Origin of the sequence: Nonomuraea gerenzanensis, from assembly GCF_020215645.1 — a bacterium.
Taxonomy (GTDB): Bacteria; Actinomycetota; Actinomycetes; order Streptosporangiales; family Streptosporangiaceae; genus Nonomuraea; species Nonomuraea gerenzanensis.
The window spans coordinates 10,572,116-10,586,895 of record NZ_CP084058.1 but is presented as its reverse complement, the minus strand read 5'-3'; the positions used below and the strand labels follow the sequence as shown (position 1 = coordinate 10,586,895).

The following is a 14,780-nucleotide window of genomic DNA, read 5'->3' as shown; positions in this document are numbered from 1 at the left end:
AGTGCAAAATGGAGTCGTGCCTGTTTGTCCGTCCATCCGCCGGAAATGACACATTGTGGATGAGCCCTCAGGGGCCATCCGGGAGCTGTTTTCGGGTAATCCGGAAACGCGAGAACGGGGCAATCGATCCTTTAGGGGGAAAACGCAATGCCCAAGCTCAAAAGTGTTATCGCCGGTCTCGCCATCAGCACGGCCCTGACGGGTGGTGTGGTGAGTGCGGGTGCCGCCACGACCGCGGCCAGCGCCGACGCCGCCACCCAGGTCAGCACCGGTGCCTCCGTCCTTGCCGGGAACCACTGCGGTTGGGGCTGGCGCCGCTGTGGCTGGGGCTGGGGTAACCGGCGTCACCACCACCAGCGTATGCGGGTGAAGATCAAGGTCTACAACAGGAACTACAACCGCAACCACCACCACGAGCCGCGGTCGGAGCGTCGTCACACCGACGACACCAGGACGGACTGATATGACCGGGCGTTGATGGCGCAGGATTTCTCCTCGTCTCATGGCGCTTTCGGCGAGGGCTCTCCGGTTTTGTTCCGGGGAGCCCTCGTTGTGTCGTTGCTGACTTTTGAGTGGTGGGTAAAGGGGCGGCATGCGCTGGGATCCGGGGCGGGGCGGCCGCGTGGTGGGCGCGGCGGAGTGACGTGGGGCGCGGCGTGGGCAGGCCGGTGGCGTGGGCAGGGCGGTGCGTGGGTGCGGCGAGGCGAGGCGAGGTAGCCGGCGCAGGTGGCGTGGTGCCGTGCGGTGCCCGGCGGTGCGGCGAGTTGGCGTGGGCGTGTCGCAGGCTGCGGGAACTGCGGCATGGCATGGCGGTCGCGGCGTGGCGGGCGGCTCAGTGGCGGCGTGGGTGCATCGTGCGCGGTGGGCGTGTTGCCGGACGGCGCTCTGGCGCGTGGTGGCTGGGGCGGGCGTGAAAATGCGGTGACGGGAGGGGCGGAGGCGGAAGAGCGCGAGGGCGGCAGAGCGCGAAGGCGGCAGAGCGCGAGGGCGGGGCAGCGCCGGGGCCGGAGAGGGCGAGGGCCGGAGAGCGCTGGGGCAAGGAGCGCGGGGAGCGGAGAGCGCTGGGGCAAGGAATGCGGGGGGCGGAGAGCGCTGGGGCAAGGAATGCGGGGGGCGGAGAGCGGGATCCAAATCCGTGGGAGCCGGCGAGCGCGGGGGTCGAAGAGTGCGGGGTCGGAAGTGGGCGGGCATGCGAAGTGCCCGTGTCCCCCGGTACGACCTCCGTTCTCGACAAGAGGACGGATGCCGCTCCCCGGCGACCACGGGCACTCGCCTAGCTACGGCCCGAGCTCATCGCCCAACGGCGGGCTCGTCAGCCAGAGGTTCTACCACCGATCGCGATCACGGTGATGGTGACCGTTGTTGTTGTAGTTCCTGTTGACGATGACGATCCTGATGCGGCCGTGGCCGTGGTGGCGGTGGCCCCACCGCTTACCGCGGTTCCAGCCCCATCCCCAGCCTCCGCCGCAGCGGCTGCGACGCCAGCCCCAACCGCAGTGGTTCCCGGTCAGGGTGGATGTGCCGGTGCTGACCTGTGTGGCGGCGTCTGCGCTGGCAGCGGTGGTGGCCGCTCCCGCGCTCACCACGCCGCCGGTCAGCGCGGTGCTGATGGCGAGGCCTGCGATGACACTTTTGAGCTTGGGCATTGCGTTTTCCCCCTAAAGGATTCGATTGCCCCGTTACGGATAACGAGTAGCAAGTCATCCGCACAGTGCATATTTCCTCCCTAAAGGGCGACAAACCGGAATTGTCCGTTTTTTCCCGATACTAGGTCGGCGCATAAGACAGGCCCCGGCCCCACCGGCGGACGTCGAAATCCCGGCCCGCGAGCGAGCCGGGAGAAAGACGCAGCGAGGGCCCCCCGGACGATGCCGGGAGAGCCCTCACCAAGGTTGCCGTGGAGACGAGGAGAAATGAACCTCAGGCCCAGCCGCGACGGAAAATCAGGCCGCCCCCGAGAACTCCTTGCGCCATTGACGCACGGTTAATTACCAGCGCCGGTCCTCGTGGTGCCGAGGGCCGTTGTCGTTGTGGTTGTCGTTGCGGATGACGATGCAGACGTGGCCGCGGTGGTGACGCCGGCCGCCCCAGCCCCAGCCCCAGCCGCCGCCGTGGTGGTGACCCCGGCCGCAGCGGTGGTTGTGGTGACGGTGGTGGTGGTGATGACGACGGCCCCAGCCCCAGCCGTCGTCCGTGCGAAGGGACGTGCCGGTGCTGAACTGGGTGGTCGCGCTGGCCGCGGTCGTCGCCGCGCCCGCGCCCACCATGCCGCCGGTCAGCGCCGTGCTGATGGCGAGGCCTGCGATAACACTCTTGAGCTTGGGCATTGTGTTTCCCCCTAAAGGATCGATTGCCCCGTTCTCGGCGTTTCCGGATTGCCAGGAAACAGATCTTGGACGGCTGCTGAAGGCTCATCCACCGAAAGTCATTTCCGGGGCGGTGCGCGGGCAAACAGATACGACTCCATTTTGCTCTGCATTAACAATCTTATTGCTCGCATTAAACATTTATCAAATGAAATGAGAGGATATGTCCGATTGTGTCGCATTTGGAGTGGCGAGCGCGGGTGGTCATGACCGGCTCGCCGGCCGTATCCGGGTGCTGCCCAGGGTGGTGTCGGCGGTGCGATGCGCATGCGGTGGCGCGGTGTCCCGGCGTGGAAATGGCAGGGCGGAATGAGCCGCCTGGAATTTCCGCGCGAAATGCTGCGGCCATCACAGAAAAGGGCCGACGCTCCCGAGCCGCATCGCGGTGATTTCCGTCGGTGACGAATTGCCGGCTCGCCGCCTCGGTCGGCGGAAGAGCGGAGTTGTCACGCTAGGTGCCCTGTTGATTTCCCAGGGTGATGACGTTAAACGATCAAGAAAGCCTTTTGTCCCACTCTTGGGGTGTCATATGCCGACTCCGGGCGTCATCGCCTGCCGATCTTCTTGAGGTAGTGCGCGAAGGCGAACCCGCCACGGCCGATCTCCGTCCCGTGGACCCGCCGCCACGCCCCGGACTTCCTGCAACTGCCCCAGGTGCGATCCCCCGGATACAGCTTGTCCACGACGCGCCCCTGCGGCTCCGTCCTGATGTTGAGTCGGGTCTTCACCCGCACGACGCGATACGTGCACCCCGGCCGGGCGTCAGCCGAGGCGGGAGCGGGAGCGGTCGCGATCAGCCCGGCCGCGGCGAGCGCCGCGGCCAGGAGGCCGCCGGCGATACGGGTCGTGAGCATGGCGATACCCCCTGTACTCGTTTGAGACGTATATCCCGTGCTGCCTGAAAACTCCGGTAAATAACCCTCTGTACGGAATCCAGACCCCCTCTGGGGCCGATGGTTATCGTTGATGGATCGGGAAGAAAGCGATGGAGGAGGAGACGAGATGACCGGGGAGCCGATCCCGCACTGGCCAGGGAGGACGATCGGCTCGGTGCACGTTCGTTCCACCCCGGACGGCCCCGCCGACCAGGCGGTGTTCGTGCACGGGCTGGCGGGCTCCGCCACCAACTGGACCGATCTCATGGGCGAGCTCAAGGACACCGTCACCGGCCACGCCATCGACCTGCCCGGCGCCGGGTTCTCGCCCGCGCCCGCCGACGGCGACTACTCGGTGGAGGGCCACTCAAGGGCCGTGATCGGGCTGCTGGAGCACACGGGCCCGGCGCACCTGTTCGGCAACTCGCTCGGCGGCGCCATCGCCGTCAAGGTCGCCGCCACCTGTCCCGAGCTGGTCCGGTCACTCACGCTCATCTCCCCGGCACTGCCCGACCTGCTGCCGAGGTACGGCCCGCTGCGCGTGGCCGCGGCCGCCGTGCCCGTCCTGGGCGAGTGGGTGGCCTCCCGGCTGCGCCTGATCCCCGCCGAGCAGCGCATCACCGCCTCCATGGCCGTGGTCTGGGCGAACATGGACTCCGTGCACCCCGTACGCCTGCGCGACGCCATCGAGGAGCAGCGCCGCCGCGACGACCTCCCGTACGCAGGCGAGGCCATGATCCGCTCGGCCCGGGGCATCGTGGCCGAGTACTTCCGGCGCAAGCAGACACTCTGGGAGCAGGCGGCGAAGGTGCGGGCGCGCACCCTGATCATTCACGGACGCCACGACCGCCTGGTCCGCCCGGCCATGGCCAGGAAGGCGTACCGTACGTTCCGGCAGGTGAGACTGGTCCTGCTGCCGACGGCCGGACACGTGGCGATGATGGAGATGCCCCAGGTCGTGGCGGCCGAAGCACGCCGTCTGATCGGTGAGACTCGATTGGGGAATGCCCCACTGCCCAGCTAGGTTTCACTGTGAGATGAGACCCCCTGAAACGGGAGCGTAGAAAAGTGTCGTTGCCACCGCTGGTCGAGCCGGCCGATGAGCTGACCGTCGACGAAGTGCGCCGCTACTCACGCCACCTGATCATTCCCGACGTGGGCATGGCGGGGCAGAAGCGGCTGAAGAACGCCAAGGTGCTGTGTGTGGGCGCCGGGGGCCTGGGCTCGCCCGCGCTGATGTACCTCGCGGCGGCGGGCGTCGGCACCCTCGGCATCATCGACTTCGACGTGGTCGATGAGTCCAACCTGCAGCGCCAGATCATTCACGGCCAGTCCGACGTGGGCAGGCTGAAGGCCGAGAGCGCCGCGGCGTCGGTCCGCGAGATCAACCCGCTGGTCGACGTCGTGATCCACAACACGGCGCTGACCACCGAGAACGTGATGGAGATCTTCTCCGGCTACGACCTCATCGTCGACGGCACGGACAACTTCGCCACGCGTTACATGGTGAACGACGCGGCGGTGCTGCTCGGCAAGCCGTACGTCTGGGGTTCGATCTACCGCTTCGACGGCCAGGCGAGCGTGTTCTGGGCCGAGCACGGCCCCTGCTACCGCTGCCTCTACCCGGAGCCCCCGCCTCCCGGCATGGTGCCGTCGTGCGCCGAGGGCGGCGTGCTCGGCGTGCTGTGCGCCTCGATCGGCTCGATCCAGGTGAACGAGGCCATCAAGCTGCTCACCGGCATCGGTGACCCGCTGGTCGGCCGCCTGATGATCTACGACGCCCTGGAGATGAAGTACCGCGACGTCAAGGTCCGCAAGGACCCCGAGTGCGTGCTGTGCGGCAAGAACCCGACGGTCACCGAGCTGCTCGAGGACTACGAGGCGTTCTGCGGCGCGATCTCCGACGAGGCCGCCGAGGCCGCCAGCGGCTCCACGATCACCGCGCTGGAGCTCAAGGGCATGATGGACCGCGGCGAGAACATCTACGTCGTGGACGTCCGCGAGCCCAACGAGTACGAGATCGTCTCGATTCCCGGCGCCACGCTGATCCCGAAGGGCGAGTTCCTCAATGGCTCCGCCCTGGAGAAGCTGCCGCAGGACAAGAAGATCGTGCTGCACTGCAAGTCCGGTGCGCGCTCCGCCGAGGCGCTCGCGGTCGTCAAGAGCGCGGGCTTCGCCGACGCCGTGCACGTCGGCGGCGGCGTGCTGAGCTGGGTCAAGACCGTCGACCCCAGCCTGCCCAGCTATTAAGGGGTTTGCGCCGGGACCTCCCGGTTAAGGTCGATGCCGTGAATTCCGCCCGCCCGTGGCCGACACTCGTGGTGGCCTCCGCGCTGACGTTGATCTGCGCGGTGGCCGCCGGGGTGGCGGGCAGCGCGGCGGGCACGGAACTGACGCGCGGCCCGACGGCGGCGGAGCTGCGGGCCGCGGCCGAGCGCGAGGTGGCCGACCGCTGGCGCACCTGGCCCACCGGCCGTATCTTCCCCGCCACATTGCCGTACTCCGCCGAGCAGGGCGGGCGGGAACGTGCCAGCCGGATCGGCATCTCGCCGCGCACCTCGTGCGCCGGTTCGGTGGACACCAAGGCGGTCAAGACGCTGCGCAAGGCCGGCTGCCGGGGCGTGCTGCGGGCCACCTACATCGACGCCCTGCGCGGCGTGCTCGTCACCGTCGGCGTGGTCGCGCTGCGCGACGAGCTGGGCGCCGTACGCGCCAAGTCCGCCTTCGCCGACACCGGCAAACCCGAGCCCGGCCTGCGTCCGCTGGCCTTCCGGGGCACGCTTTCCGACCGGTTCACAGCCGCCGTACGACAGGCGGGCTCCGTACGGCAGGCGGGCCCGTACCTCGTCCTGACCACGGCAGGACAGGTGGACGGCCGGCCGGCGCAGGCGGCCGGCGAGCAGCGCCCGGCCATCTTCGCCTTCGCCACCGAGCTGGCCGAGCACGTGCTGACCGAGCTGAGCACGCCCACGGTGCCCGACTGCGACTCAGGGGAGTGGCGGTGCTGAGAGCCGGCGCGGCGGTCGCGGTGACGGTGATGCTGCTGTTCACGGTGCCTGCCGCGCGGGCCGACGACGTACGCGGCGGCCAGGAGGCGGTGATCGAGACGCTGGCGCTGACCGAGGCGTGGCGGACCAGCACGGGCGCCGGCGTGACGGTGGCCGTGCTCGACTCGGGCGTGGACCCGGGCCATCGCGACCTGACTGGCTCGGTGCGCGAGGGCAGGGATTTCACCGAGGGCGCCAACCCGCCTGGCACGCCTCCCAGCAGGTTGCACGGCACGTACATGGCCTCGCTGATCGCCGGCCACGGCCACGGCCCCGGGAGAAAACGGGGGATCATCGGCGTCGCGCCCGCGGCGGACGTACTGTCTGTAAGGGTCATCCTCGAGGACGAGGAGCCGGGTTTCCGCGAGTTCAACTCGGCCGAGCGCTTCGAGGACGTGGTGGCCCGGGGCATTCGTTACGCGGTGGACGAGGGGGCGGACGTGATCAACATGTCGATCTCCAAGGAGCTGGCGACCAGGGAGGAGCGGGCGGCCATCCGCTACGCCATCTCCAAGGGCGTGGTGCTCGTCGCCGCCGCGGGCAACGAGGGCGACCGGCAGATCGACCGCGAGTTCGCGCCCTATTCCTACCCGGCCGCCTTCCCCGGCGTGGTCTCGGTCGGGGCGACCGACCGGCGGTTGCGGCGGGCCTCGTTCTCCAACTGGAACTCCTCGGTGCTGGTGGCCGCCCCGGGCGTGGACATCATGGGCGCGGGCCCCGGTGACGAGTACTGGGTCGGCAGGGGCACCTCGCAGGCGACCGCGCTGGTGTCGGGGGTCGCCGCCCTCATCAAGGCGAGATATCCCAGCATGTCGCCGCCGCTCGTGGCGCGGGCCCTGGCCGCCGGCGCCACCGACCGGCCGCCCGGCGGCTACGACACCGCCACCGGGTTCGGCGTCGTGAACGCCGCCAGGGCCCTCACCGAGGCGTCCAGGCTGGCCGGGCACACCGAGACCGCCGCGGGCGCCCAGGCCCAGGATCCGGCCCTGCCGGTGGCGGGCGGGCCGGCGGGCCCGGTCAAGGTCGTCTCCAGGGACGAGCGGCGGATCACGGTGTACGCGGCGATCGCCGGCGGAGCCGCCGCGGGCGCGCTCGCCGCTCTGGCGGTGATATTCATCCTGGTCAGACGCGTACGACGGGCGCACTCCGCACAAGAGGCATGATCCGTCTCCTTAGGGGGACGAAATAGACACGAAGCGATTGCGGGAACGAGGCGGTGGTGAAGGCACGTAGGTCGACCTCAGGGCTACCGCGCGCCGGGGGAGAAGCCACGCAGGGGCGGAGCAACCCGCTCGGCGCCTCCACCGGCCGCCGATCACGCGTGCGCTCGTGGCCGGCGGCGAACTCGCGCAGGCGGACGGCCGCCAAGGAGCGGGCGGAGCTGCTCGCCCTGCGGCAGGGCATCCGCTACCGCCGCATGTTCGTGGCGCTGCTCGGCGTCATCATCGCCGTCTCGGCCGTCGTCGTGCTGCTCGGCACCGTCGGCCTGTTCGCCGAGACCCGCTCGCGCCCGCTGACGGCCGACGAGCAGAACCAGTACAAGCAGGAGGAGATCGCCCGGCGCTGGCAGGCGTGGCCGGCCACCGGCGTCTTCCCCGAAGAGGTCAAGTACCTCGGGCTCGACCGCGCCCAGCAGTACGCCAGGCGGATCGGCATCGCCCCGGAGACCGACTGCGGCAAGGCCGCCGACGCCTCGGTGGCCGGGGTGCTGCAGAGCCACGGCTGCGTGACGATGTTGCGGGCCACGTACATGGACCAGACGGCCTCCTTCGTGTTCACGGTCGGCGTGGCCGTGCTGAAGGACGAGGCGGCGCGGATCTCGGCGGGCGAGGAGCTCACCCAGGACGACCGCGTGGGCGTGCTGCCGGTGGCCTTCCCCGGCACGGTGAGCGAACGCTTCGGCCCCGACCAGCGTCAGCGCACCGGCTGGGTGGGCGCGGGGCCGTACCTCGTGTTCTCCACGGGCGGCTACGCCGACGGGCGCACCAGGGCCGCGATCCCGCCCGAGGAGATCCTGCACAGCGAGCTGTGGCCGGCGGCCAAGTCCATCGGCAACCAGATCGCCTACTTCCTGGCGGACCCGCCCAAGGTGCCGCCCTGTACCCAGGGGAACGTGTGCTGACCGTCGTACGCGTGCTCACCGCCGCGGTACTCGCGTTCTCGGGAACCGCCCCCGACCCCGTCAGGGACCAGCAGCAGTGGGTCCTCGACGCGCTCAACGTGGAGCAGGCCTGGTCGGTCACCAAGGGCGAGGGCGTGACCGTCGCCGTCGTCGACAGCGCCGTGGACACCGGCGTCAAGGAGCTCAAGGGCCGCGTGACCAGCGGGCCCGACATGACCTCCAGCACGATCGAGCGCGAGCTGCCGCCGGGCAGGCACGGCACCGCCATGGCGGGGCTGATCGCGGCGTCCGGCGAGGACGACGGCCTCATCGGTGTCGCGCCGGGCGCGCGGATCCTGTCGCTGCCCATGGTCATCGACGACGAGCCCGGCTTCGCCGTGCCGCCGGTCGAGGGGGAGGGGATGACGGCGGAGAGCCCGCTCGCGCGCGCCCTGCGCTACGCCGCCAACCACGGCGCGCAGGTGGTCAGCATGTCGATCGGCTCCTACGGGCCGCTGCGGTCGGAGCGCGAGGCCGTCTCGTACGCGCTGGGCAAGGGCGTCGTGCTCGTCGCCGCCGTGGGCAACGACGGCCTGACCCAGTACGCCAAGGAGAAGGGCACCTCCTACTGGAGCTTCCCGGCCGGCTACCCGGGAGTCATCGGCGTGGCGGCCACCGACAAGCAGGGCAGGCGCGCCACGTTCAGCAGCGACAACCTGTCGGTGCTGGTCGCGGCGCCCGGCGTCGAGGTGCCCGTGCTCAAGCGCGACAGCGGCTACGAGCTGTCGGAGGGCACCAGCTCGGCCGCCGCGCTGGTGGCGGGCGTGGCCGCGCTGATCAAGTCGCGTTACCCGAGCCTGGCGCCCGAGCAGGTCGCCCAGGCCCTGGCGTCCAGCGCCAGGGGCAGGCCGGCCGCCGGGTACGACGACCAGACCGGCTTCGGGGTCGTGGACGCCGTCGCCGCGCTGAACGCCGCCGAGCGGCTGACCGGCGCCAAGCGCAGCATCGCGCCCGGCATGGAGCACTTCGGCCAGGGCGAGGACTCTCCCGTGCCGTCGCGCCCCGGGCCCGACCCGCTGCGGCTGTGGTTGTACGGGGGCGGGGTGCTGGTGGCGCTGGTCGCCTTCTGCGGCGCGATCATCGTGCTCAACCAGCACCGGCAAGAGTGACCTCCGACCAGGGCGAGCAGGAGTGACCACGTCGATTCTCCTCCAGCGGGAAGATCCGCTATGGTCCCGCTCCATGGGATACGAGCTGCGGGTGGTGCGCGAGTCGCCACTCGCCTTCGCGGAGCTCGCGAAGGCCATCGCGCCGGCCGGTTTCGAGCTGCGCGGATCCGAGGAGATCGTGGCCGGTCACGCGGGCGGCACGCACGCCGTGGCCCGCTGGCAGGGCCAGCTCGTCGGCGAGCCCGGCTCCGACTGGCAGGTCGCGCAGCTCCTGCGCCTGTCCACCGCGCTCGGCGGCCGGCTGGTGGGCGAGGACGGTGAGGAGTACCTGCTGAACGAGGGTGTCATCGAGGTCTCCGCGGCCGGTGGCGTGGTCGAGATCGGCAAGTTCGAGGAGATCATCGACGCGGGCCCCGCCGCATGGAGCCCGTGAACCCGTTCGCCGAGCGGGTGCTCGACCTGGTCGAGCGCATCCCGCCCGGCAAGGTCATGGCGTACGGCGACATCGCCGAGTACCTCGGCGAGGGCGGCCCCCGGCAGGTCGGCAAGGTCATGAGCACGTGGGGAGGCGGCGTGCCGTGGTGGCGCGTGGTCCACGCGGACGGCACCGCCGCCGCCCCCGACCACCTGCGACGATGCCTCGATCACTGGCGCGAGGAGGGCACCCCGCTGCGCGGCGAACGGGTGGACATGCGCCACGCTCGCTGGGACGGGCGTTCAGGGGATTTTCAGTAACCCGGTTGACCTGCGGTTTCACCGAACGGGCGATTCTGTGACATGTGACGCCCATTACCATGGGCAGAACACTGATGGCGGCCCGAAAGGCGGTGCCTCCCCTATGGCAACCGGCGTCACAGCCCAGAGCCAGGGCGGCGATTCGCTCGCCGACCGCCTGAAGGCTGTCCAGGATCTCTGCGATCGTGGCGAGCCCTTCGAAGCGGTCATGCGAGCGGTCGGTCCCGGCGGTCGCGACGCGGCGTTCGACAGCGAGGTGCTCAGCGGCCCCCTCGGGGCCCGCATCGACCTCGCGGTCAAGCGTGGCGCCGCGCGACGGCGGGAAATGCTCGACCTCGTGCGCCCCTACCTCAAGGGCGTCGACGCGCGCGTCAAACGCGACCTGCCGGTCGCGCGCCGCGTCATCTGCCACCTGATCGAGCACCGTCCCGACGAGGAGCTCGTCGAGGGCGAGACGCTCACCAAGGTGGTCACCGCGGCGGCGGAGCCGTCCAAGCGCATCCGCAAGGGCCTGAGCTGGTACGCCGACCTGCCCTTCCGCGACGAGCTGCCACCCGACCTCTACCGCCTGCGCCGCTCCGACCTGGTGCCGGTGACCCACATCGACGACATCGTCTGGGTCGGCGGCAAGCTGCGCGTCAGCGGCTTCGCCTACCTCGCCGGCCTGTCGGTGCGCAGCCGCAGGTTCAACCGGGCCACCGTCGTGCTGCGCGGGCCCCGCTGGCTGCCGCCGATCCGCCTGCGCACCCGCCGCGTCCTGGCCCCCGAGGCCACCCACGGCGCGCGCGAGCCGGGCTGCAACTACGACTGGTCGGGCTTCACGGCCGAGCTGAGCCCGTGGCCGCTGCGCTGGCGCGGCGCCGTGCGCGGCGTGGTGTCCGGCGTGCGCCGCCGGATGCGGCACCGCCCCTCCGTGCCCGACGCCACGACGTGGCGGGCCGAGATCGTCTTCTGGAGCCGGGGCGCGCGGGCCACGGGCCTGCTGCGCGGCTCCTCGATCGGCCGCCCGGAGCGGCCCGCCGGGCTCAAGCTGAAGCCCGGCTGGTGGGTGCGTCCCGTCTGGACCTCCGACCGCGCGCTGCAGGTCGTGCTGCAGCCCAACAGGGCCGAGCTGACCGGCGTGACGCTCGACGGCGAGCGGCTGGAGCTGAAGATCTTCCTGCCCGGCCGGCAGGTCACCAAGGGGCACGCCCGGCTGGGCGGTCACCGCATCGCCGCCGAGTTCACCCCGGCGGGCGGCGGCACCGAGGTCGTGGTGAGCCTGGCCGTGCCCGCCCTGCTGCAGGAGAAGGACGGCCGGCGGCTCTGGGTCGAGCCCAAGGGCGACCCGGCGGCCTCCGTCATGCTGGCCGACCTGGTCGAGACCCGCACGCCTGTGGGCGACCGCGAGATCACCGTGCTCGGCGACCGCCGCGACCGCGTGGTCGTCTCCGCCCACCGCATCCGCCCCGTGATCACCTCCGCGGTGTGGGAGGGCTCGGCGCTGGTCCTGCGCGGTCACTACCCCGACGCTCCCGGCCCCCGCACGCTCACGCTGCGGCACCGGTCCGGGTTGTCCTACTGGGTGCCCATGGAGCGCTCCGGCGAGGAGTTCTCCGTACGGGTGGAGCCCGGCGCCATGGACCGCTTCGGCGAGTCCGTGCCGCTGTCCTCCGGCACCTGGAACCTGTCGCTGCGGCACCCCTCCGGCGAGATCGTCCCGCTGCGCATGGACCACGCGGCCCTGGCCGGTCTCGACGAGGAGCCGCGCACGCTCGCCGGGCACGTCTTCCGCATGATCTCCACCCGCTTCGACGTGCCGGTGATCACCGTGGAGGAGGACCGGCCCGCGCAGGAGCGCGGTGTCGCGGGCACGCACGTCCTGCGCCGCGTCTTCTACCCGGCCCAGCGCACCGAGCCGCTGCGCGACACGACCGTCTACGTCGTCAACGACGGCCGCCACTACGCCGACAGCGTCCGCGCCATCTACGAGGAGCGGCTGCGCAGGGGCGACGACCGTGAGCACATCTGGATCGTCAAGGACGGCGCCTTCGTGCCGCCCGGCGGCGCCACCGTGGTGCGCGCCGGCAGCCGCGAGCACCACGAGGCGCTGGCCCGCTCCCGCCACATCGTCACCAACTCCTTCCTGCCCGCCTGGTTCCGGGCGCGCGAGGACCAGGTGGTGCTGCAGACCTGGCACGGCACCCCGGCCAAGCTCATCGGCAACGACCAGCCGCACATGCAGCGCGACCCCCGCCCGCCGATCTGGCACCGCCAGGCGGCCGAGGTGCGCGGCTGGGACCTGCTGCTGTCGCAGTCGCCGTGGGCCACGCCGGTGCTGCGCAAGGCGTTCGGCTACAAGGGCGAGATCCTGGAGAGCGGCCTGCCCCGCAACGACGTGCTCAACTCACCCGACCGCGACGCCCTCGCGGCGGCGGTGCGCGAGCGGCTGGGGCTGGCCGAAGGCAAGCGCGTGGTCCTGTACGCGCCCACCTGGCGCGACTACGACCGCAAGAACGCCATGGTCAAGCTGGACCTGGCCAAGGCCCGCGAGGCGCTGGGCGCCGACCACGAGATCCTGGTCCGCGCGCACCCGATGCAGGCCATGCCCGCCGTCCCCGACATCGCCCGCGACGTCACGACTTATCCCGACATCGCGGAGCTGCTGCTGGTGGCCGACGTCCTGGTGACCGACTACTCCTCGGTCATGTTCGACTTCGCCGCCACCGGCAAGCCGATCGTCCTGTACGGCTACGACCTGGCCAAGTACGCCAGCAAGCGCGGCCTCTACATCGACCTGCCCGAGCAGGCGCCGGGGCCGCTGCTCTCGACGTCGGCCGAGGTGGTGGAGGCGCTGCGCTCGATCGAGGAGGTGGCGGCGGCGCACGCCGACCGCTACGACGCCTTCCGGGCCACGTTCGCGCCCAGGGACGACGGCAAGGCCACGGCCCGCGTGGTGGACCGGCTCTTCTCCTGACCTACGACCTCTTCTGGCCTCGCGGGGTCAGAAGAGGTCGGGCAGGTTTCCCGGCAGCGGGTAGGTCCTGCCCGGGTCGTACTCGTACAGGAAGCCCAGATCCATGGTGCGCGGTGCGAGGCCGTCGGGCAGGCTCTCGACGTAGGCGTGCAGCAGCGCCGAGATGCTGGTGCCGCAGACGATGTCGCCGGTCGCGATCAGCTCGCGCACGGTGGCGAGCGGGACCCAGTCGACCCGCTCGGCCTCCCAGGGGTCGGACGGCGCCCCGATGCGGGTGGCGGAGTCGGCCCGGTAGATGTGGTTCAGCCCGTCGGAGAACCCGTTGCTGGGGTGCACCGCCAGCAGCGGCCGCAGGGCTCCAGGGCGCCAGCCGGTCTCCTCCTCGACCTCCCGCGCCGCCGCGGCCATCGGCGGCTCGCCCTCGTCCACCTGCCCGAGCGGGATCTCCCACCCCCAGCTGTCGGTGATGAAGCGATGCCGCCAGATCAGCAGGACCCGGTCCTGGTCGTCGGTGACGACGGCGCCCGCGCCCGGCGCCGTACGGACGAGGCGGTGGTCGAGCCGGCGCCCGTCGGGCAGCTCCACGTCCGCGATCCGCACGTCGAGCCACGGGTCGAGGTAGACCGACCTCTCGGAGTGGACCTGCCAGCGCATGCGACCAACCCCCGCACAGGGAACGTTGACCCTACGTTACAAGCCCGCACGTTCCGTACGTGGCCGGATCCCCGAAGTCACTTGCGCAGCTCGGCCTCCAGCGTCAGCGGCGTCTGCCTGATCTCGTACGAGCCGAAGCCGGCCCCCTGGACGAGCGCGTCGAACTCGGCCCTGGTGTAGGCCCGCCGAGGCAGGAACGAGCGCAGCGCGAACCTGGTGAACATCCTGGACAGCACGCCCATCCGCATCCGCGCCACGTCGTCGTCCACGGCCTGCTTGGACACGTCCCTGCGTAGATCGACGATCAGGCCGGTCGCGCCGGGCCGCAGCACCCGCCGCATCTCGCGCAGCGCGCCCGCCGGGTCGGCGAAGTTCTTGAACGCGGCGAAGCAGACGAGGAAGTCGAAGGTGTCGTCGTCGAACGGCATGGCCGAGGCGTTGCCGAGCCGGAAGTCCACCGGGACGCCGGCGTCGAGGGCCTTGCCCCGGGCGATCGCGACGAACGTCTCGCTGATGTCGAGCCCCGTGACCGTGTAGTCGCCCGTCGCGGCCAGGGCGATCGACAGGTAGCCGGGGCCTGGGGCCACCTCCAGGATCCTGGCGCCCTTGCTGGCGTACTGCCGGACCTTGGCGACCTGCTCCTCGTGGCGGGAGGCGGCCTTGCCGTTGCTGGCGTCGTACCAGCGGGCGATCGCGCCCTCCATGCCGACGCCTCTGTAGCCTTTTGTCATGACAGTCACGATATATCGCGTCATTGCGAAGTCAAGATATATCGCGCTACGGGTGAAGCTCCTGGCGAACAAAGTGTCCGGCGTGTCGCAGGAAAATCTGACTTTTGCCTCGATACGGTAGGCGGATCGCTCGGGTGGACCGGGCA

At 70.7% G+C, this 14,780-nt stretch carries 15 protein-coding genes; 10 read left to right on the top strand and 5 right to left on the bottom strand.

What is annotated here, in order from left to right; all coding sequences use genetic code 11:
• Positions 1-147: 147 nt before the first annotated feature.
• Complete coding sequence (locus tag LCN96_RS49240; protein WP_225269292.1) at positions 148-462, top strand: hypothetical protein; 315 nt, start codon at positions 148-150, stop codon at positions 460-462.
• Positions 463-1,325: 863 nt separating this feature from the next.
• On the opposite strand, the gene LCN96_RS49235 is transcribed toward LCN96_RS49240, so the two are convergent.
• From LCN96_RS49235 to LCN96_RS49225, 3 genes are all read right to left on the bottom strand, one after another.
• On the bottom strand, positions 1,326-1,646 hold the full coding sequence (locus LCN96_RS49235) for a hypothetical protein (protein ID WP_225269291.1): 321 nt from the start codon (positions 1,644-1,646) through the stop codon (positions 1,326-1,328).
• Between the two features lie 342 nt (positions 1,647-1,988).
• Positions 1,989-2,327 carry a hypothetical protein gene (locus LCN96_RS49230; RefSeq protein ID WP_225269290.1) on the bottom strand — a complete coding sequence of 113 codons (339 nt, stop codon included), beginning with the start codon at positions 2,325-2,327 and terminating at the stop codon, positions 1,989-1,991.
• A 584-nt stretch (positions 2,328-2,911) separates the two neighbouring features.
• Complete coding sequence (locus tag LCN96_RS49225) at positions 2,912-3,220, bottom strand: hypothetical protein (RefSeq protein ID WP_225269289.1); 309 nt, start codon at positions 3,218-3,220, stop codon at positions 2,912-2,914.
• 148 nt (positions 3,221-3,368) lie between these two features.
• Between LCN96_RS49225 and LCN96_RS49220 the strand changes: the two genes are divergently transcribed.
• The 9 genes from LCN96_RS49220 to LCN96_RS49180 all read left to right on the top strand — a co-directional run bounded on the left by LCN96_RS49220 (position 3,369) and on the right by LCN96_RS49180 (position 13,249).
• Positions 3,369-4,265, top strand: coding sequence for an alpha/beta fold hydrolase (locus tag LCN96_RS49220; RefSeq protein ID WP_225269288.1), 897 nt, complete (start codon positions 3,369-3,371; stop codon positions 4,263-4,265).
• Positions 4,266-4,309: 44 nt separating this feature from the next.
• Complete coding sequence (moeZ, locus tag LCN96_RS49215) at positions 4,310-5,491, top strand: adenylyltransferase/sulfurtransferase MoeZ (protein ID WP_225269287.1); 1,182 nt, start codon at positions 4,310-4,312, stop codon at positions 5,489-5,491.
• Between the two features lie 38 nt (positions 5,492-5,529).
• Positions 5,530-6,249 (top strand): hypothetical protein, encoded by a 720-nt coding sequence (locus tag LCN96_RS49210; RefSeq protein WP_225269286.1) that lies wholly within the window; start codon positions 5,530-5,532, stop codon positions 6,247-6,249.
• A complete protein-coding gene (locus LCN96_RS49205; protein WP_225269285.1) occupies positions 6,243-7,451 on the top strand; it encodes a S8 family serine peptidase in 1,209 nt (402 codons plus the stop codon). Before LCN96_RS49210 ends, LCN96_RS49205 begins: the two co-directional genes overlap by 7 nt.
• A 56-nt stretch (positions 7,452-7,507) precedes the next feature.
• Positions 7,508-8,410: a hypothetical protein gene (locus LCN96_RS49200; protein ID WP_225269284.1), complete on the top strand. Its 903-nt coding sequence runs from the start codon at positions 7,508-7,510 to the stop codon at positions 8,408-8,410.
• Entirely contained in the window at positions 8,404-9,558 is a 1,155-nt protein-coding gene (locus LCN96_RS49195; protein ID WP_225269283.1) for a S8 family serine peptidase, read from the top strand. The genes LCN96_RS49200 and LCN96_RS49195 overlap by 7 nt, the downstream gene beginning before the upstream one ends.
• A 73-nt stretch (positions 9,559-9,631) precedes the next feature.
• Positions 9,632-9,991: a hypothetical protein gene (locus LCN96_RS49190; RefSeq protein ID WP_225269282.1), complete on the top strand. Its 360-nt coding sequence runs from the start codon at positions 9,632-9,634 to the stop codon at positions 9,989-9,991.
• Positions 9,979-10,293, top strand: coding sequence for an MGMT family protein (locus LCN96_RS49185; RefSeq protein WP_225269281.1), 315 nt, complete (start codon positions 9,979-9,981; stop codon positions 10,291-10,293). Before LCN96_RS49190 ends, LCN96_RS49185 begins: the two co-directional genes overlap by 13 nt.
• 208 nt (positions 10,294-10,501) lie before the next feature.
• The gene (locus tag LCN96_RS49180) at positions 10,502-13,249 is read left to right on the top strand and encodes a CDP-glycerol glycerophosphotransferase family protein (RefSeq protein WP_225269280.1); all 2,748 of its coding nucleotides are present in this window, start codon (positions 10,502-10,504) and stop codon (positions 13,247-13,249) included.
• Between the two features lie 27 nt (positions 13,250-13,276).
• Here LCN96_RS49180 and LCN96_RS49175 read toward each other — a convergent pair whose 3' ends face one another.
• Both LCN96_RS49175 and LCN96_RS49170 read right to left on the bottom strand, forming a co-directional pair.
• Positions 13,277-13,903, bottom strand: coding sequence for an NUDIX domain-containing protein (locus LCN96_RS49175; RefSeq protein ID WP_311132116.1), 627 nt, complete (start codon positions 13,901-13,903; stop codon positions 13,277-13,279).
• 77 nt (positions 13,904-13,980) lie between these two features.
• On the bottom strand, positions 13,981-14,634 hold the full coding sequence (locus tag LCN96_RS49170; protein WP_225269279.1) for a class I SAM-dependent methyltransferase: 654 nt from the start codon (positions 14,632-14,634) through the stop codon (positions 13,981-13,983).
• Between the last annotated feature and the right edge of the window lie 146 nt (positions 14,635-14,780).

What these genes read in the sequence shown, in the direction of transcription:
- LCN96_RS49225 (WP_225269289.1), bottom strand. Translation starts at nt 3,220, where the DNA reads ATGCTCACGACCCGTATCGCCGGCGGCCTCCTGGCCGCGGCGCTCGCC.
- LCN96_RS49190 (WP_225269282.1), top strand. Translation starts at nt 9,632, where the DNA reads ATGGGATACGAGCTGCGGGTGGTGCGCGAGTCGCCACTCGCCTTCGCG.
- LCN96_RS49170 (WP_225269279.1), bottom strand. Translation starts at nt 14,634, where the DNA reads ATGACAAAAGGCTACAGAGGCGTCGGCATGGAGGGCGCGATCGCCCGC.
- LCN96_RS49185 (WP_225269281.1), top strand. Translation starts at nt 9,979, where the DNA reads ATGGAGCCCGTGAACCCGTTCGCCGAGCGGGTGCTCGACCTGGTCGAG.
- LCN96_RS49175 (WP_311132116.1), bottom strand. Translation starts at nt 13,903, where the DNA reads ATGCGCTGGCAGGTCCACTCCGAGAGGTCGGTCTACCTCGACCCGTGG.
- LCN96_RS49230 (WP_225269290.1), bottom strand. Translation starts at nt 2,327, where the DNA reads ATGCCCAAGCTCAAGAGTGTTATCGCAGGCCTCGCCATCAGCACGGCG.
- LCN96_RS49180 (WP_225269280.1), top strand. Translation starts at nt 10,502, where the DNA reads ATGCGAGCGGTCGGTCCCGGCGGTCGCGACGCGGCGTTCGACAGCGAG.
- LCN96_RS49240 (WP_225269292.1), top strand. Translation starts at nt 148, where the DNA reads ATGCCCAAGCTCAAAAGTGTTATCGCCGGTCTCGCCATCAGCACGGCC.
- LCN96_RS49220 (WP_225269288.1), top strand. Translation starts at nt 3,369, where the DNA reads ATGACCGGGGAGCCGATCCCGCACTGGCCAGGGAGGACGATCGGCTCG.
- LCN96_RS49235 (WP_225269291.1), bottom strand. Translation starts at nt 1,646, where the DNA reads ATGCCCAAGCTCAAAAGTGTCATCGCAGGCCTCGCCATCAGCACCGCG.